Here is a 23,821-nt window from a genome sequence, read left to right on the forward strand (position 1 = left end):
CCTCAGGGCCGGTGCCGGTGCGGACCGGGTGAGGTGCCGGGCGAAGAAACGGACCGCGCTGTCGGCCTCGAACCTGGGATGTTCCTTGTGCCTGCCCTTGTTGGCGTGCAGGGTCTTCTCCTCGGAGGCGAAGGCGTCGAACAGCGCGAGACCCGCCTCGCGCGGGATGTGTTCGTCGTCCCACTGGAGATGGAACTGGACCGGGACGGTGATCCGCCGTGCCGTCGCGGCCAGGGCGTCGGGCCAGTGCAGGCCGAAGACCGCGGCGGTGATCCGGGGATCGGCCGCCGTCAGCGGCACGCCGATCGCGGTGCCCATGTTGAGGCCGTAGTAGCCCACCGGTCCCTCGTCGCCGATCTCCGGAAGCGCCTGGAGGGCGTCGAGGGTCGTCTGCCACTCGGGCACGGCGCGCTCGGCGAGATGGGCGTTGTAGCGGACGACGATCGGGCCTTCCGGCTCGCCCGCCTCCCGCGCCCGGAAGAGCGCGGCGATCTCCCGCTCGTCGTGAGCCGTGCGCGGCCGGTCGCCGTGACCGGGCGCGTCGATGCAGGCGACGTGGAACCCGCCGCCGTGGACCAGTCGGTGGGCGCGGCCCGGCATCGCCGGCCACCTCTTGTGGGTGCCGCCGCCATGGCCCAGCAGGACCAGGGGCGCGCGCTCGGTGACGGACGCCGGCGACCAGAGCACACCGGGGATCCCGGCCACGGTGAAGTCGCGTTCCACGACACCGTCTGACGATGTCTCGGCCGATGTCTCGGCGGTGAACTGCACAGAATTCATGGGGTGTTGCCTTTCGGGACGGCCTTGGGGTCCAGGCGCTCCCGGCGACACCTACGTCAATCGCCCGACCGTGGCGGAGAGAGGGAGCACCCACTCGTGTACAGCGTTCATGGGTCTCACCTCCTCGCGGATCGGCACGGCCGCACGGACGTTACGCATCGGACGCCCGACCGTCCACTGTGTTTTCCCCGAGTCGACACGAAAGGGCAACCGGAGCGCGGCCGCGGCCGGGCCGTTCCGTCCAAGCCTCGTCGATCTTTGTCCATGGACGGGGGCCGTCTCCGGCGGTGAGGGTCGGTTCATGGATGGATTCGGGGCGCGACGGACGCCGAGTGGTCTCATCGCGCTGGCCCTCGGCGGTTTCGGCATCGGGCTCACCGAGTTCCTGATCGCCGGGCTGCTGCCGCAGGTGGCGTCGGACTTCGCGGTGTCCGAGGCGACCGCGGGCCGGCTGATCTCCGGGTACGCGCTGAGTGTCGCCGTCGGCGCGATCGCCGTCACCGCGGCGACGGCACGGCTGCCGCGCAAGCCGGTCCTGGTCGGCCTGGTGACGCTGTTCATCGTCGGCAACCTGCTGTCCGCCATCGCGCCCGGCTACTCCGTGATGCTGCTCGGGCGGATCGTCGCCGCCCTGTGCCACGGCTCGTTCTTCGGCATCGGCTCGCTCGTGGCCCGGAGTCTGGTCGCGCCGGAGCGGAAGTCCCGCGCGGTGGCGGTGATGTTCGCCGGGCTGACGGTCGCGAACGTCGCGGGAGTGCCGTTCGGTGCGCTGGTGGGCGAGCGCTGGGGCTGGCGGGCGGCCTTCTGGGCCGTCACCGCGATCGGCGTGCTGGCGCTGGCCGGCATCGTCGCCCTCGTCCCCGGCCGGGCGGATCCGGCGGCAGTGGGCGGGGCACCCGGCGGCCTGCGGGACCAGTTCCGTGCGTTGCGGTCCGCGCAGGTCTGGCTCACGCTGGCGGCCACCGCGCTCGGCTACGGCGGGATGTTCGGGGCGTTCAGCTATATCGCGTACACCTTCACCGAGGTCAGCGGGTTCTCGCCCGAGGATGTCGCCTGGCTGCTGATGGTGTACGGCGTCGGTCTGGTCGTGGGGAACGTGGTCGGCGGCCGGGCGGCGGACCGGGACCGGGACCGCGCCCTGGTCCTCGCGCTCCTCGGACTGACCGTCACCCTGGCCCTGTTCGGCCTGCTGGCCGGCAGTTCGGTGGCGGCGGCGGTGCTGGTGTTCCTGATGGGGGTGACCGGGTTCGCCGCCGTCCCCGGCATGATCACCAGGGTGACCGACGCCGCCCACGGCGCGGCGCTGGCCGCGAGCGCCAATGTGTCCGCGTCCAACGTCGGCAACGCCCTCGGCGCCTGGCTCGGCGGCCTGGCCATCACCGCGGGCCTCGGCTACACGGCACCGCTCTACACCGGTGCCGCGCTCGCCCTGGCCGCCCTGGCCGTCATGCTCGTGGCCGCACGGCGGAGCAGGCCCGCTGTACGCCGGTGAACGGTCAGGCGCCCAGGCGGTTGATGTCCTTGCTGTAGAGCACCCGGTTCTCGGTCACGCCGGGGCGGGTCACCGCCAGCATGGCGCGGGCCAGGTGTTCGGTGGTCGTGGTGTGGGCGGGGGCGAGGCGGTGCAGCAGGGGGTAGCACCAGGAGGTGAGGGTGTACATGACGCGGTAGGAGCGGGTCCGGGAGACGGCTCCGTGGCGGGGCTGGATGTAGCCGGGGCGGAACATGTACGCGTTCATCGGGAGGGCGAGCAGGGCGTTCTCGGTGCGGCCCTTCACCCGCGCCCACATGGTGCGGCCCTGTTCGGTGCTGTCGGTACCCTCGCCGGAGACGTAGGTGAAGGTGGGTCCGGGACTGGCGGCGAGCACCGCGTGGGCGGCGGCGAGCGTGAAGTCGTATGTCACCCGGGTGTATTCGGCCTCGCTCAGGCCGGCCGAGGAGACGCCGAGGCAGTAGAAGCAGGCGTCCAGGCCGGTCAGCCGGTCGCCGAGGGCGGACAGGTCGGTGAAGTCGTCGTGGCCGACCTCGGTCAGCTTCGGGTGGGTGATGCCGAGCGGGCGGCGGCCCACCACCAGGACGCTGCCGACGGCGGGGTCCAGGAGGCAGGCGCGCAGGACGCCTTGTCCGACCATGCCGGACGCACCGAACACGACGACGTTCACGAGGATCTCCGTTGCTGGGAGGCGGTGTCCGGTGCGGGGCCGGACGTCCACCAGGCGGGGGCGCAGGCGACGGCCGCGTCGACCAGGTCGCCCTTGGTGACGGACGGGTCGTCGAGCCAGGCCTTGATGGCCCCGGCGAACCCGTGGGCCATGAACTGGGCGATGACCCGACGGTCGGCGCCGGGGAGCCCGGACCGCTCGGCACGGGCCAGGAAGTCGAGGGTGTAGGCGCCGAAGTGCCGGACGAGTGCCTCGTAGACACCGCTGTCGGCGGGGTCGGCCAGGGAGTTCCGGTAGACGTCCATGAACCGTTCGACGTGGTCGGCGACCTCCGCGGTGGCGAACCTGAGCAACTCCAGCGCGGAGTGTCCGCCCTCCGCCCGTAGCTCTTCCTCCCGGCGGTGGCCGCGTTCCAGGTCGTCGAGGAGCACCTGGATGAGCGGGTCCAGCGGGGTGCTGTACCGGTTGTAGAAGGTCGCCCGGGTGACGCCGGCCCGGTCCGCGAGCTCGGCGACGGTGATCTGGGACACGGGACGCACCGAGGCCAGCTCCACGACGGCCTGCTCGAAGGCGCGGACCGTGCGGGTGATGCGCGGGTCGATCCGGTCGTTCAGAGCACTGCCCTCCTGTAGGCGAGGCCGTTGCGCGGCCACTCCGGCAATGCTTTTATACATCCATCAAATAGACACCTGTCAAATAGATGCGTCGAAGAGATGTGTCGAAGAGATGGGTGCAGCAGAACTGGAGGAAACCCCCATGGTGACCCATACCTCCGTCTCAGCGCAGGAGGCCGCCGACCGGCTGGCCATCCGCGAGCTGATCGACGCCTACGCCCACTGCGCGGACCGACGGGACGCCAAGGGCCAGATGGGGTTGTTCACCGAGGACACGCGCTTCCTGGTGTTCATGGACGCCACGGCGGCGGAGCCGACGCAGGAACTGCACGGCCGCGCCTCCCTCGCCCCCGTGTTCGACAACCTCAACACGTATCGGACGACGACCCACTTCAACGGCCAGAGCACCGTCCTTCTGGACGGTGACCGCGCGACCGGCGAGAGCTACTGCCTGGCCCACCACCTCTCGGTGACGGACGACGGACGGCGCACCCTGATGATCGCGTCGATCCGCTATCTCGACGAGTTCGTCAAGCAGGACGGCGAGTGGCTGTTCGCCGAGCGCCGCCTGCTGGTCGACTGGACGGAGACCCACCCCTCGACGCCCTGAGCGGCGTGGCGGCCCTGGTCTTCGAGGGGCACGCGGCAGGCGCGCCGCCGAGGCGTTTCCGGGAGATTTCCGGAGGCTATGAGTGCCCAGAACGATGGTCACGACTTGGGGCCGAACGCTTGTGTGCTTGTGCGGTGCAGTGGACCATGGCCGAATCGCGCCCCTCCTCCGAGCACGCTGGAGCTCCCGGTGACCGCTGCCCCCATCGCACCCGAGCCGGTCGACGCGCCGGCCTCTGCCCAGGCGGAACGGCAGAAGCTGCGCAAGCACTTCGGCCGCTTCGACATCCTGTTCTTCCTGCTGTGCACCATCGTCGGGGTGGACACCATCGGTGCCGTGGCCTCGTCCGGTGCCGAGGCGTTCACCTGGCTGATCGTGCTGGCGGTGGTGTTCTTCGTGCCCTCCGCGCTGCTGATCGCCGAACTCGGGGCCGCCTTCCCCGACGAGGGCGGGCCCTACATCTGGACCAGCCGGGCCTTCGGGCGGCTGGCCGGCGCCGTCAACAACTTCCTGTACTGGATCACCAACCCGGTGTGGCTGGGCGGCACCCTCGCCGTCTCCGCCGTCACGGCGTACACCACCTTCTTCAACGACGGGAAGGACCTGAGCACCCCCGCCTTCTACGTCTTCACCATCGTCTTCGTGTGGGTGGGCGTGCTCGCCGCGATCCTCTCCTTCGACGTCGGCAAGTGGATCCCGACCATCGGCGCCTGGAGCCGGTTCGTGCTGCTCGGCCTGTTCACCGTCACGGTCGTGGTCTACGGCATCCAGCACGGGCTGCACGGCTTCGGCATCGGCGATTTCTCGCCGACCTACGCGGGATTCGTCGGCCTGGTACCGGTCCTGATGTTCAACTACGTCGGTTTCGAGCTGCCCAACACGGCCGGCGACGAGATGACGAACGCGCAGAAGGACGTCCCCTACGGCATCTTCCGCAGCGCGGTCATCTCGGTCCTGCTGTACGCGCTGCCGATCCTCGGCATCCTGCTCGTCCTGCCGGTCAAGGCCATCACCGGCCTCGGCGGGTTCGTCGACGCGATCCGGCAGGTCTTCACGGTGTACGGCGGCCACGTCGCCGCCGACGGCACGCCCACGCTCAGCGGGTTCGGCACCGTGCTCGGGGACCTGGCCGGGATCATGTTCATCCTGACGGTGCTGTCCTCCGGCGTCACCTGGATCATGGGCTCGGACCGCGCCCTGGCCGTCTCCGGCTACGACGGTGCCGCGCCCCGCTTCCTCGGCGTGATCTCCAGCCGGTTCGGCACCCCGGTCCGGGTGAACATCCTCAGCGGTCTGGTCTCCACCGGCGTCCTGATCCTGGCCCACCAGCTGACCAACGGCAGCGCGGCCAAGCTCTTCGGCGCGGTCCTCGGCCTCGCCGTGTCGACGACCCTCGTCAGCTACCTGGGCATCTTCCCGGCGCTCCCGATCCTGCGCCGCAAGTACCCGGACACGCCGCGCCCGTACCGGGCCCCGTTCCCCTGGACCATCAGCATCGTCCTCACCCTGCTCATCCTCTTCGCCAGCGTGCAGCTGGTGGCGCCGGGCGCCGGCGACCACTGGTTCGGCGCCGACTACGCGCCGGACGGCTGGAGCCACTCCGAGCGCGGCAAGTACCTGCTGACGGAGCTGGTCCCGCTCGTCGGATTCATGCTCCTCGGTGTCCTGTTCTGGGCACTGGGGCGGCCGACCCGGGCGGCGGCCGACGTGAAGTAGCGTCAGCTGCTCGCCGTCACAGCGGGGCGGTCCAGCTCGCGTCCGACCGGGTCAGGACGAACGCGTCCACGGTGCAGCCGGCGAGCAGCACGGTGGCCAGCAGCAGCGGCAGCGCCGGGTCGCAGTAGCGGACGGCGAAGGCGCCGGCCAGGGCACCGGCGAACATCGCCACTACCGACAGGGCGCGGCGGCCGGTCCGCCCGCCGTGGCCGCCGGCGGCCCTGCTGTCGGCGGCCATGCCGGTGATGGTCAGGGTCAGGACGGTCGTGGTCAGGTCCGGTACGGCGAGCGCGCGGGCCATCGCGTTCTGGATGCCCAGCGCGAGACCGAGGAGGGCGATCAGCGGGTACCGGGTCCCGGCCGCGTCCAGGGGCCCGGTGGCTCGGGCGACGACGTAGGCCGTCAGCACCAGGGCCGTCTCCAGGACGAGCGCCAGGTGCAGGACCCGGCCGCGATGGGCCCGGCGGGCGTGGGCGATCCGGCCGCCGACCAGGGCGCCGGCTCCGAAGGCGGCGAGCGCGGCCAGCGAGGCGGCCAGGGAGAAGCCGGCGGCACCCGCGACCGCGAAGCCTGAGAAGACGACGTTGCCGGTCATGTTGGCGACGAAGACATGGCCGAGCGCCAGGTAGCTGAAGGCGTCCACGAGACCGGTGACCACGGTGAGGGCGAGCATCACCGGGGGCAGCGGGCCGTGGCGGTCGGCCGGGTCGGGCAGCACGGTGGCCCGCGCGTCACGCAGTACGGGCCGGACCGCGTCCTTGATCGACATGGTGGTCCATTCGGGTCGGGAACCGGGGCGCGCCTCGTGCGGTGCGTCCCCTCCAGCGTCCGGCCGGCCCCGTCGCGCTGTCCAACATATGGATACGGACACAGCGATTGCTCATGCCGATCGATCGGGCTGCTGCCGGTCGAGCACGTCCCGATCCGAACCGTGCCGATCCGAGCCGTGCCGGTCGAGCACGTCGAGGAAGGCCGCGCCGGCCGGTGCCAGCCGGGTGCCGTCGTAGACCACGCAGATGTCGTGCACCGCCTCGTCGTCCGTCAGGCGCAGCATCCGGGCGCCGCGGGGCAGTTCGTCGGCGGTGTCGAGGCCCAGCAGGGAGCCGGGGCCTACGACGGCGGAGCGGGGGACGACGGTGACGCCCACCCCGCGTACGGCGAGCCGGATCATGTCGTGGATCTGGCCGACCTCGAAGTGCCGGCCCGCCTCGACACCAGCGCGGGCGAAGGCCGCCTCGACCTGGTGGCGCAGGCCGCTGCCCCGGGTGAACTGGATCAGCGGGTGGCCGTCGGGCAGCTCGGCGAGGTCGATGGCCTCCCGGCCGGCGAGGGGGTGCTCGCGGGGTACGACGGCGACCAGCGGGGCGCTGCCCAGCATCCGGTGGTCCAGTCCCGCCGGCACCTGCCGGGCGCCGAGCCCGACCACCGCGACGTCGAGGGTGCCGGCGAGCACCGCGGCGGCCATCTGCGAGCTGGGCGCGTTGGACACCCGCAGGTCGATGCCGGGGTGGCGGGCGCGGAACTCGGCCGCCACCTCCACCATGTCGAAGGCCACGGCCATCGCCTGCACCAGGCCCAGCCGCAGAGTGCCCCGGCGCAGTCCGCCCAGCGCGTCGAGGGCGGCCTGGGCGTTGTCGACGTCGGCCAGGATGCGCCGGGCCAGCGGTTCCAGCAGCTCTCCGGCGGCGGTCAGCCGTACCGACCGGCTCGTGCGGTTGAAGAGCGGGGCGCCGACGTCCTTCTCCAGCCGGGCCACCTGCTGGCTCAGCGCCGACTGCGCCACATGGCAACGGGCGGCGGCCTGGGTGAAGTTGCGGGTGTCCGCGACCGCCAGGAAGTACTTCAGATGCCGCAGCTCCATGGCATCAATCTCTCTCACCGATGGGTTGCCGTCAATCAATGTGCCCGGCAGATCTTCCGGGCAGGGCGTCGGCGGCACCCGGGCGAGCGCCCGCGGCTGCCCGTTCGGGCAAAGGCCGAGCTGGGACGCCGTCCTCGCTTGCGGCGGCGCGGCTTTGACGCGTAAGAAAGCCGCGTAGGAAAGCCAGGAAAGCCAGGAAGGCGAGGACCGGGATGGCCGGCCCGGCCCCCACCTCTCGCGGAGCAGCGACATGGCAGTCACCACGAAGGACGCGGGCGGCGGTGGCGCCGTGAAGCCCGGCTCGGCCTGGGCGCCGCTGGCGCTGCCGGTGTTCCGGGCCCTGTGGATCGCGCAGCTCGTGTCCAACATCGGCACCTGGATGCAGACGGTCGGCGCCCAGTGGCTGCTGCTGGGGCACGGGGCCGCCCTGGTCACGCTCGTGCAGACCGCGTCCGGCCTGCCCGTCGTCCTGCTGGCGCTGCCGTCCGGGGTGCTCGCCGACCGGTTCGACCGGCGCGCCCTGCTCGTCGTCGCCCAGGTCGCCATGTGCGCGGTGACGGCGGTCCTCGCGGTGCTGGCCTTCGCCGGGGCGCTCGCCCCCGGTGCGCTGCTCGCCCTGACGTTCCTGCTGGGCTGCGGCTCCGCCCTGATGAGCCCGGCCTGGCAGGCGATCCAGCCCGAACTCGTCGGCCGCGCCCAGCTCGGCCAGGCCTCGGCGCTGGGCGCGGTCAACATGAACCTGGCCCGCGCCATCGGACCGGCGGTCGGCGGTGTGCTGGTCGCGGCGGCGGGTGCGGGGTGGACGTTCGCCTTCAACGCAGTGTCCTATCTGGGCATCGTGGCCGTGCTGGTGCTGTGGAAGCGCCCCGCGGGCGCGGCCGTCCCGCCCGCCGGGCGCGAGGGGTTCCTCACCGCCCTCTACGCGGCCCGCCGTTACGTGTGGAACGCGCCCGGCATCCGCCGGGTGCTGCTGCGCACCGCGCTGTTCATCCCCGGTGCCGCCGCCGTGTGGTCGCTGCTGCCGCTGGTCGCCGGCGACTCGCTCGGCCTGGGGTCCGGCGGATACGGCCTGCTGCTGGCCGCCGTCGGCTTCGGCGCGGTGGGCGGCGCGTTCCTGCTGCCCCGCCTGCAGAAGCTGCTGGGCGCCAACGGCGTGCTGGCCGCCGGTGCCGTGGCCTTCGGCCTGGTCCTGGCCGTCCTGGCGACGGTCCATGTCACCTGGGTGGTCGCGGTCGTGCTGCTGCCCGCCGGGGTGGCCTGGATCGCGGTGCTGTCCACGCTCAACGCCGCGACCCAGACCCGGCTGCCCGGTTGGGTGCGGGCCCGCGGACTCGCCGTCTACCTGCTGGTCTTCCAGGGCGGCCAGGCCCTCGCGGCCCCGCTGTGGGGCGCGCTGGCCCAGGGCGCGGGCCTGGCCACCGCGCTGCTCGTCGCGGCGGGGCTGCTGCTGGTCACCGCCGTCACCGTCCCGCTGTGGCCGCTGTACGACGCCGCGCGGATAGACCCGACCCCGTCCGACCACTGGCCGACCCCGCCCCTGGTCTATGAGCCCGGTCCGGCCGACGGTCCGGTCCTCGTCTCCATCGTCTACCACGTCTCCCCCGACGACCGGGCGGCCTTCACCGGCGCCATGGCGAACGTCGCCCGCTCCCGGCGCCGTACGGGGGCACTCACCTGGGGCCTGTACGAGGACGGCGCCGAACCCGGACGGTTCATCGAGAACTACCTCGTCGGGTCGTGGGCTGAGCACCTCGCCCAGCACCACACCCGTCAGACGGTGACCGACCAGCGGTTCGAGGAAGTGGCCCGCTCCTTCCTGCTGCCCGGCACCACGCCCGAGGCCACGCACGCCTTCGACGCCGCCGTCACCGCGGGAAAGGGCCACAGACCGCCCGCGCCACCACCGCCGGCTCCGGACGTCTCCCCCGCGTCCGGGGCCGGGCAGGACGGGTAGCCGAAGATCGTTGCGCGTACGCTCGTGCACATGGTTCAGCATCGAATGGTCGACGTGAACGGGATCCGGCTGCACATCGCCGAGGAGGGTTCCGGCCCGCTGGTCGTGCTGCTGCACGGCTTTCCCGAGTCCTGGCACTCCTGGCAGCACCAGTTCGGCCCGCTGGCCGCGGCCGGCTTCCACGTGGTCGCCCCCGACCAGCGCGGGTACGGCAGCAGTGATCATCCCGCGGAGGTCGAGGCGTACAGCATCTTCCACCTGGTCGGCGATGTCGTCGGGCTGATCAGGGAGCTGGGCGCGGAGCAGGCGTTCGTCGTCGGGCACGACTGGGGCGCGCCGGTGGCCTGGCACACCGCGCTGCTGCGGCCCGACCTGGTGCGCGGGGTGGCCGGGCTGAGCGTGCCGCCGCCGTTCCGCGGGGCGCAGCCGCCCCTGCAGACGATGGACAAGAGGTTCGGCGGCCGCTTCTACTGGAACTACTTCAACCGCCCGGGTGTCGCCGACGCCGAGTTCGCCCGCGACCCGCGCACCACGCTGCGGAAGTTCTTCACCATGGCGTCCGGGGAAGGCGCCGGCACCGGTGAGATCCGGCAGCCGCTGGTCGACCCCGAGCGCGGCTGGCTCGCGGACATGCCGGATCCGGAGAAGCTGCCGCAGTGGTTCACCGAGGCCGACCTGGACGCGCTCACCGAGAGTTTCTCGCACGGCTTCACCGGCGCCCTCAACTGGTACCGCAACCTCGATCGCAACTGGGAACTGACCGCTCCCTGGCAGGGCGCCGTCGTCACCCCGCCCGCGCTGTACGTCTACGGCGACCGCGACCTGGTCCCGGCGTTCCCCGGCACGCCCGAACTCATCGAGCGCCTGCCCGCCCTGATGCCCAACCTGGTGCGCGAGCCCCTCAAGCTGGCGGGCTGCGGGCACTGGACCCAGCAGGAGCGGCCGGACGAGGTGAACGCGGCGCTGCTCGACTTCCTCAAGTCCCTTTCCTGAGAGCACGGTTCACGGCCCCCGGCCGGGCGGTCCGCGGCAGCCTCTACGATCGTCCGGTGAGCGCGTGGAACAAGACCCTGACCGCGGCGGGCATCACGGACCCGGAACTGCGCCGGGACTACAGCACCCAGCGGCGGGCGGTGCGGCGGTACCGGCGCAGCGCCTACCTGGCCTGCCGGGTGCTGCTGCCCCCTGCCGTGCTGCCCCATGTGGTGGCCGCGACGGCCGTGATGCACCACGGGGACGTTCTCCTGGACAGCGGCCCGGAGCCGGAGCGGGCGGGGGCCTGGGCCGCCTGGGAGCGGCGGGTGCGCACCGCGCTGGAGACCGGCACCAGTGACGATCCGCTGATCCGCACCCTGCTGCACACCGTCTCCTCGTTTCCGCGGCACCGGGAGGTCGTCGAGTCGTATCTGGCCACCGCGGCCGCCGCTGAGCTGGAGTTCGACGGCTTCGCGACGGAGGCCGACTACCAGGCCTATGTGGACGCCTACTCGTTGCCCGCCTTTCTGCCGATCGCCGGGCTGCTGGGGCCCGAGAGCGACACCGACGGGCGGTTCCGGGCGAGTTGCCGCACGCTCATCGACGGCAGCCAGCGGCTGGACTTCGTCAACGACCTGGCCGAGGACCTGCGCGACGGACATCCGGGGATCCCGGCGGAGACTCTGAAGCGCTTCTCGGTCACGGTGGAGGACCTCGAAGCGGGCCGGGCCTCCGACGGGCTGCGTTCCCTCGTGGAGCACGAGGTCGAGACGGCCCGGACCGATCTGCGGTCGGGGCGGGAGGTGCTGGCTCTGATGCCGGCGCCGCACCGGCCGCTGGTGAGCGCTCTCATCGAGATCGAGCTGATGACCGCGGAGGCGGTACTGGCCCGCGGTACGGGGGTGCTGCGGGGTTCGGCGTCACCGTCCATGGCGGGCACCCTCAGGCTGTTGCTCGATGCCCGCCGTGCGGCGGTGCGCGCTCAGCGGTAGCAGGTGGTGACACCCGGGTGCCAGCGGCAGGCGATCCCGGCGAAGCCGCCGTTGTCGACGACGTCGACGCGCAACGTGTCCCCGCCGCGCAGGACCTGCCGGTCCTGGACGAGCCCGTCGGCGCCGTCCCGAACGGTCTCCACCAGCCAGCGGCCCCGGCCGACGGTCAGCGGCACGGTCGCGGTGTGGGCGACACCCGCGTACACCCCGCCGAGGAACCAGCGGTCCCCGCTGCGCCGGGCGAGCACGGCTTCCTGTCCGGGGCGGCCGGCCAGCAGCCGGGTGTCGTCCCAGGCCGCGGGCTCCTGGTCGAGGAAGTCCCGGGCGAGGGGCCGTTGGTCGTACGACTCGGGGGTGCCCGCGAACATCTGGAGCCCCGACTCGTAGGCGACGGTGAGCCCGACCTCGGCCGCGTCGGAGTTCGGGCGCAGCCCGGCGCGCTGGAAGCCGCCGGGGGTGAAGTCCATGGAGCCGATGACGTTGCGGGTGAAGGGCAGGGTGGTGAGGTGGGCGGCGGTGTTGGTGCGCTTCTCCTCGCCGCCGACGGCCTCCATGCTCATCACCTGGGGCCAGGTGCGCTGGATGCCCTTGGGGAGGGTGGCGCCGTGGAAGTCGACCATGAGGTGGTGTGCGGCGGTCTCCGCGAGGACGGTGTCGTACCACTGGAACATGGACTGCGCCTCGGAGTTCATGAAGTCGATCTTGACTCCCTTGACGCCCCAGCGCTCCAACGTGGGCAGCCACTGGGCGCGTTCCTCGGGGGTGTCGAGGTCGCGCTGGTGGATCCAGACGATGATGCCGACGCCCTTGGCCCGCGCGTAGTCGACGAGTTCGGGCATCCAGCTGCCGGTCTGCCAGTCGGGGTCGGTGACGTCCCACTCGTCCTTCTTGAAGTACCAGCCTGAGTCGACGGCCTCGTAGGGCCAGTGGTGCGCGGCCGCGTAGTCGACGTACGCCTTCTGCGCGTCGAGGCTCTGCCCCGCGGTGCGGCCGCCGGCCAGCCAGGTCCACAGCACGGTGCCGGGGCGGATCCAGGAGGTGTCGGCGACCTTGGAGGCGGGGGCGAGGTCGTCGGTGAAGGTGGACCGGGTGACGGTGGCGAGGTCTCCGGTGATCATGGCCCGCCACGGGGTGGTGAGTGGCCCGTCGGTGTGGACCTGGCTGTCGGCGAGCCTGACGCGGTACGTGCCGGTGCCCTGGGTGTGGGCGAGCCGGGCGCCGGAGTAGGCACCCGTGAGGTCGGACTCGGCGAGCAGGGTGTAGCCGCCGTCGGTGGCGAACAGGGCCTGGTCCGAGTACTCGCCGGTCGGGGCGGTCGCGGCGGTGTACTGGTTGAACTGGCCCTCGTTGTCGACCCGGTAGGTGCTGAGCCAGGCGCCCGCGTCCGCCGGCAGGTCGAACGCGGAGGTCTCGCCGAGGACGTCGCCGTACCCGGCGGGCAGCACGTAGCGGTAGGCGATGCCGTCGGCGGCGGCGCGGACCACGAGGTCGAGGCGGGCGCCGGCGGCGGTGGCGAAGGACAGCCGGGTCTCGTTCATGCGCACCCTGCGGTCCAGGCGCTTGCCGGACTTCGCCGGGTAACGCTCCTCGACCATGCGGTCCTTGCGGTGCAGGAAACGCAAGCCCTGGGAGAGATCGGCCTGTTGGGTGAGGATGCCGACGGGCGACGGCTCGATGACGGTACGGCCGTCCCGGGAGACCGCGAGGCTGAGAGTGCCGGTGGTGTGGTCTAGGGCTATCCGGGCGCGGGGTGCGTGTGCCGCTTCGGTCACGGTCCAGGCGTGCGGCTGCCGTTGCCCGGCCTGTGCGGGGGCGGTGGTGAGGAGGACGGCCGCCAGCCCGGTACAGAGCCCGGCGACCACGGTTCTGGCGAGTGGAACGGTCATGAGGTCCCTGCCTTCCGGTCGTTGGTTACGGCAGTCCCCACGCCGCGCCCGGTTCGCTGACGGCGACGGGGGCGATGACGAGGTCGGGGCGGGGGCCGGAGTGCACGAGGACCTCGCGGTCGCGGGGCAGGTCGATGGCGAGGGTGCCGTCGCCGAGGTCGTGGGTGCGGGCCGGGCTGCCGTCGTCGAGCAGGACGGTGAGGGAGCCGGTCAGGCCGTGCCGGAGCTTGAGCGGCTCGCCGGCCAGGCTGCGGATCCGGATGAACCGGGTGCGGCCCGCCTTGCGTACCGCGCTGACCAGGAAGGCGCCCTGGGTGCGGAAGTCGTGCAGGGTGAGGTCGGCCCAGGCGGTCGGGACGGCCGGGAAGACGCGGATGATCCCGCCCCAGCTCTGGCAGAACATGTCGTGCAGGGACTGCGAGGCGGACAGCGGGGTCTCGATGACCGGACCGGCCTCGGTGTAGTGGGTGTTGGCCCGGCAGGGGTAGCGGGTCGTGGGGTCGAAGAACTTGCGCAGGTAGCCGATGGCGGTGTCGCCGTCGCCGGTCATCGCGTACATGGAGGCGGCCCCGGTGTAGCTGTAGCCGCGGTGGGCGCCGGTCAGCGCGTGCCAGCGGACCACGGACCTGGTGATCAGGTCGCGGTTCTCGGGCTGGTCCCAGTTGACGAGGTACAGCGGGTACACCATCAGCAGGTGCGAGTAGTGGCGGTGGGACTGGTCGTACGGGGTCTCGGCGCCGATCATGAAGCCGTTGGCGTCGACCGGGTACGGGGTGAGCCGGGCCAGTACCTCCTGCCAGCGGGGCTTCAACTCGTCGTCGATGCCGAGCAGTTCGGCGGAGTCGAGGAGCGTCTGGCAGCCCCAGCGGATCAGGGCCAGGTCGTAGTTGGTGTCCTGGGGCGGGACGACCGGGTACTCGGGTGAGAGCGTGCTCGGCAGGTGCAGCCTGCCGTCGCTGCCCGGGGTGAGGAAGTGCCGGTAGTAGTTGATCGCGCGGCGCAGCAGCGGGTAGATCGTGTCGCGCAGCAGGGACTTGTCCATGGAGTGGCGGTACGACAGCCAGACATTGTGCAGGGCCCAGGTGAGGTCGCCGGTCTCGGCGCCGGTACCCGGTTGTCCCACCTCGCGGTCGGCGAACATGTCGGAGCTGCGGCCGATGCCGGAGCTGTCCGAGCGGTAGGCGGCGGGCACGTTGGCGGTGAGCTGTTCCTGGCTCTGGCGCAGGGTGGTGGCGAGGGAGTCGAGTTCCGGGTGGTTGAAGGCGTGGATCAGCCAGTACTCGAGCTGGACGTTGAGGTTCCACCAGACGGCCGGCCAGGGGGTGGGTTCCAGCCAGGGCCCGGGGGTGGCCATGACCGGGCCGTCGGCGCGGCTGGCGGAGGCGACCTTGTAGAGCTGGATCCAGTGGAAGCTCTGCAGCCGCTGGTCGGGGAAGGAGACGAAGCTCTTGCGGTAGAAGGCGTGCCACCAGCGGGTGTGGCGTCGCCTGAGTGTGCTGTATGACATAGCACTCCGCAGCCTCCGCCGGGAGTCGGCCTCGGCGCCGGTGTCCGAGGGAAAGCTGTGGCCGACGCTCAGCAGCAGTTCGTCGCCGGTGCGGCGGTAGGAGGTGGCCGTCTGGCCGCCGCCGGTGAGAGGTTGGAGGACCTGCTCGGTGCCGTCGGCCGTGGTCCGGGTGGTCCAGGGCGGGTTGGCGCTGTAACCGGCGGGCGGTGACTCCTGGATCTTGCGGGGGCTGATGGCCTCCTCGGGGTGGAAGGTCCAGGTGACGCGCTCACCGCCGCCGGCCGTGACGCGGACGGCGAGCACCTCGTCGTGGATGAGGGCGGCGAGGGTGAGGGTGCCGGCGGTGGTGGTGACGGTGCCGGTGAGTTCGGCGTTCCACAGGCTGAGGCGCCAGTCGACGGCGGTGACGGTGCCGGCCGGTTCGAGGGTGAGGTGGCCGACGGGCAGGCGGGCGGTGCCCCAGCCGCTGCCGAACTCCGGGCGGTGGTCCTGGACCCGGCCGTGCTGGACGGTGAGGCGGATCCGGTTGGCGCCCGGCTCCTGGTAGATCATGCTGCCGAGCAGCCCGTCACCGAGGAACGGCCCCTCGTACCAGAGGGTCGGCAGCCTGGTCCACAGCAGGTCCTGGCCGCGCAGGAAACGGTCCCACGCGCCGTCGGTGGTCATGGTGTCGCGGAGTTTCCAGGGGCGTGCGGCCCTGGCATCGGCGGGGCGTCCCTCCGTTGCCGCGTGGGCGGTCTGGGGCAGCGCCGCGACCGCCGCGCCGCCGAGGGCGGTGCCGAGTACGGCTCTGCGGGGCACCGGTAAACGGTTCTCCGGGTGCGAGGTCATCATCGTCCTCCCTACCTGACGGATCATCGATACATCGGGTGTATCGGGGAACCTAGGGAGCCAACTTGCACCTGTCAACAGCCCCAACATCGCCGAGATCACGCCGATTCGGGTTGGTCAATGGGCTGAGCTTCGCGTTCACATCAGTAACTCTGACCCAAGTCCTTGACTCCTCCGATGTATTGGAGTTGTCTGCGGGGGGCGATCGCCCACCAGGCGAGCACCCGGAGCACCACGGTTCCGGGCGTGCGGAGGCGCGCTTTTCCGCAGCCTCCGCTACTGGACCAGGTGACCGGTCGCGGTCGTCAGCCCTTGTGCCACTTCTGGTTGGGGGTGCCGGCGCAGGTCCACAGCTGGAGCTTGGTGCCGTTGGCCGTGCCGTTGTCGGTGACGTCGACGCACTTGTCGGCCAGGGAGCTGACCAGGTCGCCCTGCGCGCTGAGGTAGAACAGCTGGGCGCGGTTGCCGCTGCACTTGGCGACCTGGATCGCGGTGCCGTTCGCGGTGTTGCCCCAGGCCAGGTCCATGCACAGCCCGAGCGATCGGATGGTGCCGTCCGACTGGAATACCCACTTCTGCTTGGCGGCGCCCGAGCAGTCCAGGATCTCCAGCCGGGTGCCGTCCCCGCCCGCGTTGGTGACGTCGACGCACCGGCCGGATCCGGTGCCGATGAGCTTCACCCCGGGGACGGTGGTGGTCTTCGTACCGCTGCTTCCCGACGAGGTACTGCCGGACGAGGACTTCCCGGACGAGGAGGACTTGGAGCCGCTGGACTTCGAACCGGAGGACGTGGAGCCCGGGTTCGAGTTCGGACCGGAGCTCACCGAGCCGCCGCCGGACTGCTGCCCGGTCGAGCCGGTGCCCGTGCCGCCGCCCGACCCGGAGCCACCGGAGGTGGTCTTCGCGGGCTTGTGGGTCGGGGTGTGCGACGCCGTCGGGGACGAGGAGGGCGACGGGGACAGGGATTCGGTGGTGCTGGACAGCGTCGTCGGCTCGCCCGCCGCCACCGCGGCGGCGGGTGTGGTGTCCGGGTCGGGGAAGAGGTCCACGCGGCTCAACAGCGGTACGGCCAGGGCGGCGACGACGGTGAGTCCGGCCGCCGCGCCGACGGTCGCCCACACCCGCACGCCCGGCACCAGCCCGCGGCGCGGCACGGCGGGGCGGCGGGCGAAGGTGTCACCGAAACGTCCCGTCGTCGTGCCGGGCCGGTCCGCCGAGGGCCGGGGTTTGCGAAGGGGCGGCACGTCGTCTCCTGGAGGTCTCGTGAAGGTCTCGGAACGCCTGAAGCATGCAGGGCACATGAACAGTAACCAAGGCACGGCAGCGATCCGCCCGCCCGTCCACGAAGATCCCGCCGAACGTCACCTTCCGTCCACCTATGCGGAGTTGCCTGTGACGAATCTGTTGAAGTGCGGGGCGGGTGCAGCTTCGGGAACTGGCGTTATTCGCGCTAGCGTTCGTGCCTGACACGTTTCACAGTGACACAGAGCAACCCGGCAGGACAGCACAACAGCACCACCGACACCGGAAGGCGTAGGCCGTGAGCCTCATCGACCATGACCGCGCCGACGGCGCGGACCGGACGCTCGGCCTCCTTCTCGCGGAGCGCGACAGCCTGCGCCGCTTCGTGACCGGCATGATGGGGCGCGACCCCCATGGTGCGGAGGACATCGTCCAGGAAACCCTGTTGCGGGCCTGGCAGTCGGCCGGGCGGCTGGACTGGCGGGACCGGCCCATCCGGATGTGGCTGTTCCGGGTGGCCCGCAACCTCGTGGTCGACGGCCGGCGCCGGGACCGGACCGTCCCGGTGGGGATCACGGCGGCGGACTTCGGCAGCACCGCCCCGGCACCCGTGCCCGACCACGCCGAGCAGGTCGGTGACCGCCGGGTGCTGGTCTCCGCCCTTCGCACCCTCGCTCCGGCACACCGCGAGGCCGTCGCCCGCGTCCATCTGCTGGGCCAGCCGGGCGGCGACGTGGCCCGGCAGCTCGGGCTGCCCCCGGGCACGGTCAAGTCCCGTACCCACCACGGTATCCGCGCGCTGCGCGCCACCCTCGAATCCCACGGCTGCCGCCCGGCCGGGACCGAGCATCTCCGGGGAGAGACGCGATGACCTCCGACACCATCACCACCCTGCTCGGCCTCGTCGGCGTCCTGGTCCTGGTCCTGGCCGTCACGCACTGGCTGGTCCGGCGCGGCGGCGGCTGGAAGGCCCTGTGGCGCCGGCTCGGGCGGGAGATCGGCCTGACCGCGAAGGCCTTCACGGGTCCCGTCCGCACGGAACTGCGCTACCGGCGCGGTCTGCGCCTGCTGGTGCGGCTGCTGCGCTACCCCGCTGTGTGGGCCGACGCCGAGCGGGCCACGGCGCTGGCCGCGGCCGTCCGCCCCGGGGTCCGGCCCTACGGTGTGCTGGCCGGCCCGGAGTGGATGGCCGTGCTGGTCGCGGCGGACGGTGACGCGATGCGGGAACCACCGGAGCCCTGGGCGGCGGACGAGAGCGACCCGCGGCTGTGGTGGATCGACCGTGCCGATCTGCCGGACGACGCCGTCGACTCCGCCGTACCGCTGCTGGTGTGCGTGGGGCACGACATGGGCCATGCCGTGCTGCTCGATGTGCGTTCCGGCCCGCCCGCGCTGTCCGTGTACGGCCCGTCGCGCGCGGCCCGTTCGGCGCGCGCCGTGCTCCAGGCGCTGGCCGCGCAGCTGGACGCCCGGCTGCCGGAGGGCCGCGTCGCCATCGCCGCCGGGGTGCACCCGCGGCACCCGGGGCCGGCGGCCGCGGCGGCCGTCGGGCAGCCCGGCATCGAGATCGCCGTCTGCGCCGACCCCTTGGAGCGGTCGCTTCCGACCGGTGTCCGGCTGCTGAGCCTGGGGGTGGCCCGGGGCCGGACCCGGCTGCTGGAGATCACCCCGGACGCGGTGCTCACGGTGCACGGCGCGCCCGCCGCCGGCCGGGTCGACGTCCTGCCGCTGTCGCGGGCCGTGGCCCGGACGCTGGCCGCACTGCCGCCGTACCCGGACCTCCCGCACGACGAGGCAGTGGGTCCGGCGGACGCCAGGTCCGCGGCCGACCCCGATCTGCTGCCGGACGAGCCGGACCTCGACGCGGGCCCGGCACCCGTCACCGGGCCGACCGGGGTCTCCGCGACCCGGCCGGCCCCCGCGCCGGAGCCCGCCGCCGCGCCGATGCCCGCGACGGCCGCGGCCGTCGAGAGCGACGACGACTTCGCGGAACCGAGCACCTCCGAAGCGGCCGGGGTCTCCGCGACCTCGCCGCCGACGGCGCCGTGACGCCCTAGCCGTCTCGTACCCGTCGACCGCCGTACTCGTCGACCGCCGTACCCGTCCTCATCCCGTACGAACGAATGCCCGGCTGGGAGCCGTGAACCTCACCATCACCACCGTGGACGCCACGGACGGACAGCGCCGCGACCACCAGGTCCGGCTGCCCTCGAACGCCACCGTCGGCGATCTCGCCGCCGCCGAGACCCAGGACGAGGCCGCCGCCACCGGCGGCGCGGACTGGGCGGCGGCCGGCGCGCCGCGGGCCCGGAACCTCTACGCCGGTGACCACCGGCTCGATCCCGACGCGCCGGTGTCCGGCAGCGGGATCCGGGACGGCGGGCTGGTCGGGCTAGGCGGCCCGGCCCGCCCGGCCGACCTGGTCCGGGTGCACGACGACGACAGCGACGGCGGCTTGGACGGGGTGCTCGCCGAGGTGCACCTGGTCTCCGGGCCCGGCGCCGGGCGGACCTGGCGGCTCGGTCCCGGCAGCCACGAGATCGGCACCGATCCGCTGTGTGCCCTGCGGCTCGACGCCGCCGACGAGGTGCCCGAGAACGGCCTGTGGGTGACGGTCGGCGCGGACGGCAGCGCGGCCTGGCAGCGCATCGACGACGATCCCGAGGCCGCCGTGCGGGCCCGGCTCGCCTCGCCGCCGCCCGACGACGCCATCACCCAGCTGCGCAGGCCCCGCCCGCAGCCGCCGCGCGAACGCCCGGCGGGGCCCGGCCCGGTGCCCTGGCCTGCCGGTGAGGACCTGACGGTGGGTCCGGTGCTGCTGCGGATGAGCGCCCCGGTCGAGGCGGACGCGGCCGTCACGCCGTCCGCCGACGGTTACGGCGTGGACTACAACCGGCCGCCGCGGATCGCCCCGCACCTGGACGCCGCGCGGGTCCGGCTGCCGCAGCCGCCGTCGCCGCCGCAGAAGCGGCCGTTCCCGACCGTGATGATGATCTCCCCGATCGTCCTCGGTCTGTTCATGGTCAGCATCTTCAAGTCGTACTACTTCCTGGTGTTCCTGTTCCTCAGCCCGATGATGATGCTGTCGAACTGGGCGACCGGCCGCCGGGCGGCCCGCAAGCAGTTCCTGGAGTCGGAGGCGGCCTACGAGCGGCGCCTCGACGTCCTGGAGGAGCAGGTCCGGGACGCGGTGGTGGGCGAGCGGCGGGTGCGGGACAAGACCGGCCCGGACCCGGCGTCGGTGGCCCTGATCGCGACCGGTCCCGGTGGCCGGCTCTGGGAGCGGCGCCGCCGCGACCCCGACCATCTGGTGCTGCGTCTGGGCACGGTGGACCAGCCGTCGGTGCGGGAGCTGGAGGATCCGGCGCGGGACGAGAACCACCGCTCGATCCGCTGGAACATCCCCGACACGCCGATCGGCGTCGACATCACCGCGCACGGTGTGGTGGGCGTCGCGGGGCCGGCCGCCGAGGTGCAGCCGCTGGCGCGCTGGCTGGTGGCGCAGGCCGGGGTGCTGCACAGCCCGCGCGACCTGAGGATCGTGGTCCTGACCGAGCCCGACCGGGTGGCGGACTGGGCGTGGACGCGCTGGCTGCCCCATCTCAGGCCCGGTACGGCGGGCGGTCCCGTGGTGCTGATCGGCAACGATCCCGAGTCCACCGCCGCCCGGATCAGCGAACTGGTCTCCCAGGTGCAGTCGCGCCGCCGGCAGGCCGGCAACGAGCGTGACGTGGTCTTCACCGACCCCGACGTGCTGGTGATCGCGGACGGCGCGCGGCGGCTGCGCGACGTGCCCGGCATGGTGCAGGTGCTGACCGACGGCCCGCGGGTGCGGATCTTCAGCGTCTGTCTGGACGAGCAGGAGCGGCTGCTGCCGGAGGAGAGCACGGGTGTGGTGCTCGCCGCCGACGGACGGCTGACCGTGCGGCGTCCCGGCGCGCCCGACCTGCCCGCGGTGCGCGCCGACCGGGTCTCCCCCGAGTGGTGCGAGCAACTGGCCCGCGCGCTGGCCCCGATCCGGGACGTCAGCCCCGAGCACGACGCCGGACTGCCCCAACGGGTGCGGCTCCTGGAACTCCTGGACCAGGAGCCGCCCAACGCGCAGGCCCTGCTGGACCGCTGGCAGACCGATCCCGCCTCGACGTCCTTCCTCATCGGCACCGGCTTCGACGGGCCGCTCTCGCTGGACCTGGTGCAGGACGGGCCGCACGGCCTGGTCGCCGGTACGACGGGTTCCGGCAAGTCGGAGCTGCTGCAGACGTTCGTGGCCTCGCTGGCCGCCGCCAACCGGCCCGACGAACTCACCTTCGTGCTGGTCGACTACAAGGGCGGCAGCGCGTTCAAGGAGTGCGCCGGGCTGCCGCACACCCTGGGCATGGTCACCGACCTCGACGCCCACCTCGTGGAGCGGGCCCTGGAGTCGCTGGGTGCCGAACTCCGGCGCCGGGAGCAGGTGCTGGCCGCCGCCGACGCCAAGGACCACCCGGAGTACCGGGCCAAACGGGCCGCCGATCCCGCGCTGGCCCCGCTGCCGCGGCTGCTGCTGGTCATCGACGAGTTCGCCACCTTGGTGCGCGAGGTCCCCGACTTCGTGCCCGGGTTGATCAGCATCGCGCAGCGCGGCCGCTCGCTCGGCATCCACCTGATCCTGGCCACGCAGCGCCCGGCCGGTGTGGTCACCGGCGACATCCGCGCCAACACCAACCTGCGGATCGCGCTGCGGGTCACCGACATGACCGAGAGCCAGGACATCATCGACGTCAAGGATGCCGTCGATATCTCCTCCGGCACCCCCGGGCGGGCCCTGGTCCGGCGCGGGCCCAAGCAGGCGGACCCGTTCCAAACGGCGTGGGTGGGCGCGGAGCGGCCCCGGGAGACCCCGGCCGCCGCGGCGGCCGAGCCGGAGGCCGGTCCCCGCAAGCCGGTGCGCGCGGTGGACGTGGGCTGGGACGCGCTCGGCCGCCCCGCCGAACTGCCCGCCGAGACGCGGACGGTGACCACCACGTCCGCGCAGGGCCCGGCCCCGACCGACCTCCAGGCGCTCGTCGAGGAGATCCGCACCGCGGCCGACCTGCTGGACGACTTCACCCCGCAGCCCAGCCCCTGGCTGCCCCCGCTCCAGCGCGAACTGGTCCTGGACCACCTGGACGAGCTCGGCGCCACCCGCGAGGGCCGGCTGGTCGTGCCGTACGCCCTGGAGGACGTGCCGCAGCTCCAGCAGCGCCGGGTGGCCGTGGCCGACCTGGCCACCTTCGGGCACCTGTACGTCATCGGCGCGCCGCGCTCGGGCCGTACCCAGGTGCTGCGGACCATCGCCGGGTCGGCGGCACGGACGGCGAGCACCGCCGACGTGCACATCTACGGCATCGACGCGGGCGGCGGCGGACTCACCGCGCTCGGCGCGCTGCCGCACTGCGGTGGCGTGGTCTCCCGGCACGACCTGGAGCGGCTGGGCCGGATGCTGCACCGCCTGAACCGGGAGCTGACCGACCGCCAGGACCTGGCGCAGACGCACAGCGCGACCGGCATCGACGAGCTGCGCAAGCTGCTGCCGAAGGCCGAACGGCCCGCGCACATCCTGCTGTTCATCGACGGCTGGGACTCGCTCTCGGTCATCATCGACGAGCACGACCACGGCCAGCTGGTGCAGGAGGTGACCCGGCTCATCCGCGAGGGTGCCGCCGCGGGCATCCACGTCATCGCGACCTCCGAACGCTCCCTGCTGGGCGGGCGGATGGCCGCGCACAACGACCACAAGCTGCTGCTGCGGCAGGGCGACCGCAGTGACTACCAGGCGGTCGGCATGATGCCGAACAAGATCCCGGCCGACATCCCGCCGGGCCGTGGCTGGCACGTCCTGAGCGGCACCGAGACCCAGGTGGCGCTGCTGGCGGCCGGCGGCGGCACCGAGCAGGCCGAGGCGCTGCGCGCGATCGGCGAGTCCGCCCGCAAGCGGGACGCGCAAGTGCCGGACGCGCGGCGGCCGTTCCAGGTCGCGGTGCTGCCGCGCTCGGTGGAGTTCGCCGAGGCCTACGAGAAGGTCGCACAGACCGACCGGCGGCCGATGTGGGGGCTGCTAGGCGTCGGCGGCGACGAGGGCGGCCCGGTGGGCACGGACCTGGCGGGCTCGGCCTCGGCGTTCGGGGTGTTCGGGCCGGCCGGGTCGGGGCGCAGCAACGCCCTCGCCTCGATCGCGGTGTCCCTGCTGGCCGGCGGTACCTCGCTGGTCGTCCTCACCCCGCGCGAGTCGCCGCTGCGCGCCCTGGAGCGGCATGCCACGGCCACCGTGCTCACCGAGAACGACCCGTCGGCGGACACCGTGCGGGCGGCGCTGGACGCGCTGCCGGGACCGAAGGTGGTGATGATCGACGACGCCGATCTGCTCACCGGTTCGGCGGCGGACAAGCTCCTCAAGGAGATCGCCGTCTCGGGTCGCGACCAGGGCCTGGGGCTGGTCTACGCGGCTTCGGCGGAAGGGTTCCAGAGCGGGATGAGCGGCTGGACGCTCGCGGCCCGCCGGGCGCGGCGCGGTCTGCTGCTCGCGCCGAAGAACCTCACCGAGGGCGACCTGGTCGGCGTACGCCTGATGCCGAGCGTGGTCCGGGCGACGACGCACCCGGGCCGGGCGTGGACGGCCGGTCCGAGCGGCGCGCTGCTCGCCCTCCAGGTGCCGCTCACGCCCCTGCGGGCC

At 72.7% G+C, this 23,821-nt stretch carries 17 protein-coding genes; 9 read left to right on the top strand and 8 right to left on the bottom strand.

What is annotated here, in order from left to right; genetic code table 11:
• A partial coding sequence (locus ACWGKQ_RS48505) for a dienelactone hydrolase family protein (protein ID WP_453298516.1) occupies positions 1 to 780 on the bottom strand: 780 nt, incomplete at its 3' end.
• 301 nt (positions 781 to 1,081) lie between these two features.
• Here ACWGKQ_RS48505 and ACWGKQ_RS48510 point away from each other — a divergent pair.
• A complete protein-coding gene (locus ACWGKQ_RS48510; RefSeq protein WP_453298517.1) occupies positions 1,082 to 2,272 on the top strand; it encodes an MFS transporter in 1,191 nt (396 codons plus the stop codon).
• A gap of 4 nt (positions 2,273 to 2,276) precedes the next feature.
• On the opposite strand, the gene ACWGKQ_RS48515 is transcribed toward ACWGKQ_RS48510, so the two are convergent.
• Both ACWGKQ_RS48515 and ACWGKQ_RS48520 read right to left on the bottom strand, forming a co-directional pair.
• A complete protein-coding gene (locus ACWGKQ_RS48515; RefSeq protein ID WP_453298518.1) occupies positions 2,277 to 2,942 on the bottom strand; it encodes an epimerase in 666 nt (221 codons plus the stop codon).
• A complete protein-coding gene (locus ACWGKQ_RS48520; protein WP_453298519.1) occupies positions 2,939 to 3,595 on the bottom strand; it encodes a TetR/AcrR family transcriptional regulator in 657 nt (218 codons plus the stop codon). Before ACWGKQ_RS48520 ends, ACWGKQ_RS48515 begins: the two co-directional genes overlap by 4 nt.
• Before the next feature lie 103 nt (positions 3,596 to 3,698).
• Here ACWGKQ_RS48520 and ACWGKQ_RS48525 point away from each other — a divergent pair, with 103 nt between their 5' ends.
• Complete coding sequence (locus tag ACWGKQ_RS48525; RefSeq protein ID WP_453298520.1) at positions 3,699 to 4,166, top strand: nuclear transport factor 2 family protein; 468 nt, start codon at positions 3,699 to 3,701, stop codon at positions 4,164 to 4,166.
• A 189-nt stretch (positions 4,167 to 4,355) separates the two neighbouring features.
• The gene (locus ACWGKQ_RS48530) at positions 4,356 to 5,882 is read left to right on the top strand and encodes an APC family permease (RefSeq protein WP_453298521.1); all 1,527 of its coding nucleotides are present in this window, start codon (positions 4,356 to 4,358) and stop codon (positions 5,880 to 5,882) included.
• Between the two features lie 16 nt (positions 5,883 to 5,898).
• Here ACWGKQ_RS48530 and ACWGKQ_RS48535 read toward each other — a convergent pair whose 3' ends face one another.
• Together ACWGKQ_RS48535 and ACWGKQ_RS48540 are read right to left on the bottom strand one after the other, a co-directional pair.
• Entirely contained in the window at positions 5,899 to 6,651 is a 753-nt protein-coding gene (locus tag ACWGKQ_RS48535; protein ID WP_453298522.1) for a DUF1275 family protein, read from the bottom strand.
• A gap of 111 nt (positions 6,652 to 6,762) precedes the next feature.
• Positions 6,763 to 7,743, bottom strand: a complete 981-nt coding sequence (locus ACWGKQ_RS48540; protein WP_453298523.1) for a LysR family transcriptional regulator — start codon at positions 7,741 to 7,743, stop codon at positions 6,763 to 6,765.
• 250 nt (positions 7,744 to 7,993) lie between these two features.
• On the opposite strand from ACWGKQ_RS48540, the gene ACWGKQ_RS48545 reads away from it, so the two are divergent.
• Genes ACWGKQ_RS48545 through ACWGKQ_RS48555 form a run of 3 tightly spaced genes read left to right on the top strand, consistent with a single transcriptional unit; the run spans position 7,994 to position 11,664 of the window.
• On the top strand, positions 7,994 to 9,697 hold the full coding sequence (locus ACWGKQ_RS48545) for an MFS transporter (protein WP_453298524.1): 1,704 nt from the start codon (positions 7,994 to 7,996) through the stop codon (positions 9,695 to 9,697).
• 30 nt (positions 9,698 to 9,727) lie between these two features.
• Positions 9,728 to 10,690, top strand: a complete 963-nt coding sequence (locus ACWGKQ_RS48550; RefSeq protein WP_453298525.1) for an alpha/beta fold hydrolase — start codon at positions 9,728 to 9,730, stop codon at positions 10,688 to 10,690.
• A gap of 56 nt (positions 10,691 to 10,746) precedes the next feature.
• The gene (locus ACWGKQ_RS48555) at positions 10,747 to 11,664 is read left to right on the top strand and encodes a squalene/phytoene synthase family protein (protein WP_453298526.1); all 918 of its coding nucleotides are present in this window, start codon (positions 10,747 to 10,749) and stop codon (positions 11,662 to 11,664) included.
• Here ACWGKQ_RS48555 and ACWGKQ_RS48560 read toward each other — a convergent pair.
• The 3 genes from ACWGKQ_RS48560 to ACWGKQ_RS48570 form a co-directional block, all read right to left on the bottom strand.
• Entirely contained in the window at positions 11,655 to 13,550 is a 1,896-nt protein-coding gene (locus ACWGKQ_RS48560; RefSeq protein WP_453298527.1) for a glycoside hydrolase family 97 catalytic domain-containing protein, read from the bottom strand. The genes ACWGKQ_RS48555 and ACWGKQ_RS48560 overlap by 10 nt on opposite strands.
• Positions 13,551 to 13,575: 25 nt before the next feature.
• Entirely contained in the window at positions 13,576 to 15,888 is a 2,313-nt protein-coding gene (locus tag ACWGKQ_RS48565) for a glycosyl hydrolase family 95 catalytic domain-containing protein (protein ID WP_453298532.1), read from the bottom strand.
• 305 nt (positions 15,889 to 16,193) lie between these two features.
• Positions 16,194 to 17,132, bottom strand: a complete 939-nt coding sequence (locus ACWGKQ_RS48570; RefSeq protein ID WP_453298528.1) for a ricin-type beta-trefoil lectin domain protein — start codon at positions 17,130 to 17,132, stop codon at positions 16,194 to 16,196.
• Between the two features lie 296 nt (positions 17,133 to 17,428).
• Here ACWGKQ_RS48570 and ACWGKQ_RS48575 point away from each other — a divergent pair, with 296 nt between their 5' ends.
• The 3 genes from ACWGKQ_RS48575 to ACWGKQ_RS48585 form a co-directional block, all read left to right on the top strand.
• Positions 17,429 to 18,001: a sigma-70 family RNA polymerase sigma factor gene (locus ACWGKQ_RS48575; protein ID WP_453298529.1), complete on the top strand. Its 573-nt coding sequence runs from the start codon at positions 17,429 to 17,431 to the stop codon at positions 17,999 to 18,001.
• Positions 17,998 to 19,179 (top strand): hypothetical protein, encoded by a 1,182-nt coding sequence (locus ACWGKQ_RS48580; RefSeq protein WP_453298530.1) that lies wholly within the window; start codon positions 17,998 to 18,000, stop codon positions 19,177 to 19,179. The genes ACWGKQ_RS48575 and ACWGKQ_RS48580 overlap by 4 nt, the downstream gene beginning before the upstream one ends.
• Before the next feature lie 91 nt (positions 19,180 to 19,270).
• Positions 19,271 to 23,821: FtsK/SpoIIIE domain-containing protein (locus ACWGKQ_RS48585; RefSeq protein ID WP_453298531.1), on the top strand; the 4,551-nt coding region annotated here is incomplete at its 3' end.

The organism is Streptomyces sp. NPDC054770 (assembly GCF_053611985.1).

What these genes read in the sequence shown, in the direction of transcription:
- ACWGKQ_RS48525 (WP_453298520.1), top strand. Translation starts at nt 3,699, where the DNA reads ATGGTGACCCATACCTCCGTCTCAGCGCAGGAGGCCGCCGACCGGCTG.
- ACWGKQ_RS48535 (WP_453298522.1), bottom strand. Translation starts at nt 6,651, where the DNA reads ATGTCGATCAAGGACGCGGTCCGGCCCGTACTGCGTGACGCGCGGGCC.
- ACWGKQ_RS48550 (WP_453298525.1), top strand. Translation starts at nt 9,728, where the DNA reads ATGGTTCAGCATCGAATGGTCGACGTGAACGGGATCCGGCTGCACATC.
- ACWGKQ_RS48540 (WP_453298523.1), bottom strand. Translation starts at nt 7,743, where the DNA reads ATGGAGCTGCGGCATCTGAAGTACTTCCTGGCGGTCGCGGACACCCGC.
- ACWGKQ_RS48565 (WP_453298532.1), bottom strand. Translation starts at nt 15,888, where the DNA reads ATGACCTCGCACCCGGAGAACCGTTTACCGGTGCCCCGCAGAGCCGTA.
- ACWGKQ_RS48510 (WP_453298517.1), top strand. Translation starts at nt 1,082, where the DNA reads ATGGATGGATTCGGGGCGCGACGGACGCCGAGTGGTCTCATCGCGCTG.
- ACWGKQ_RS48580 (WP_453298530.1), top strand. Translation starts at nt 17,998, where the DNA reads ATGACCTCCGACACCATCACCACCCTGCTCGGCCTCGTCGGCGTCCTG.
- ACWGKQ_RS48560 (WP_453298527.1), bottom strand. Translation starts at nt 13,550, where the DNA reads ATGACCGTTCCACTCGCCAGAACCGTGGTCGCCGGGCTCTGTACCGGG.
- ACWGKQ_RS48545 (WP_453298524.1), top strand. Translation starts at nt 7,994, where the DNA reads ATGGCAGTCACCACGAAGGACGCGGGCGGCGGTGGCGCCGTGAAGCCC.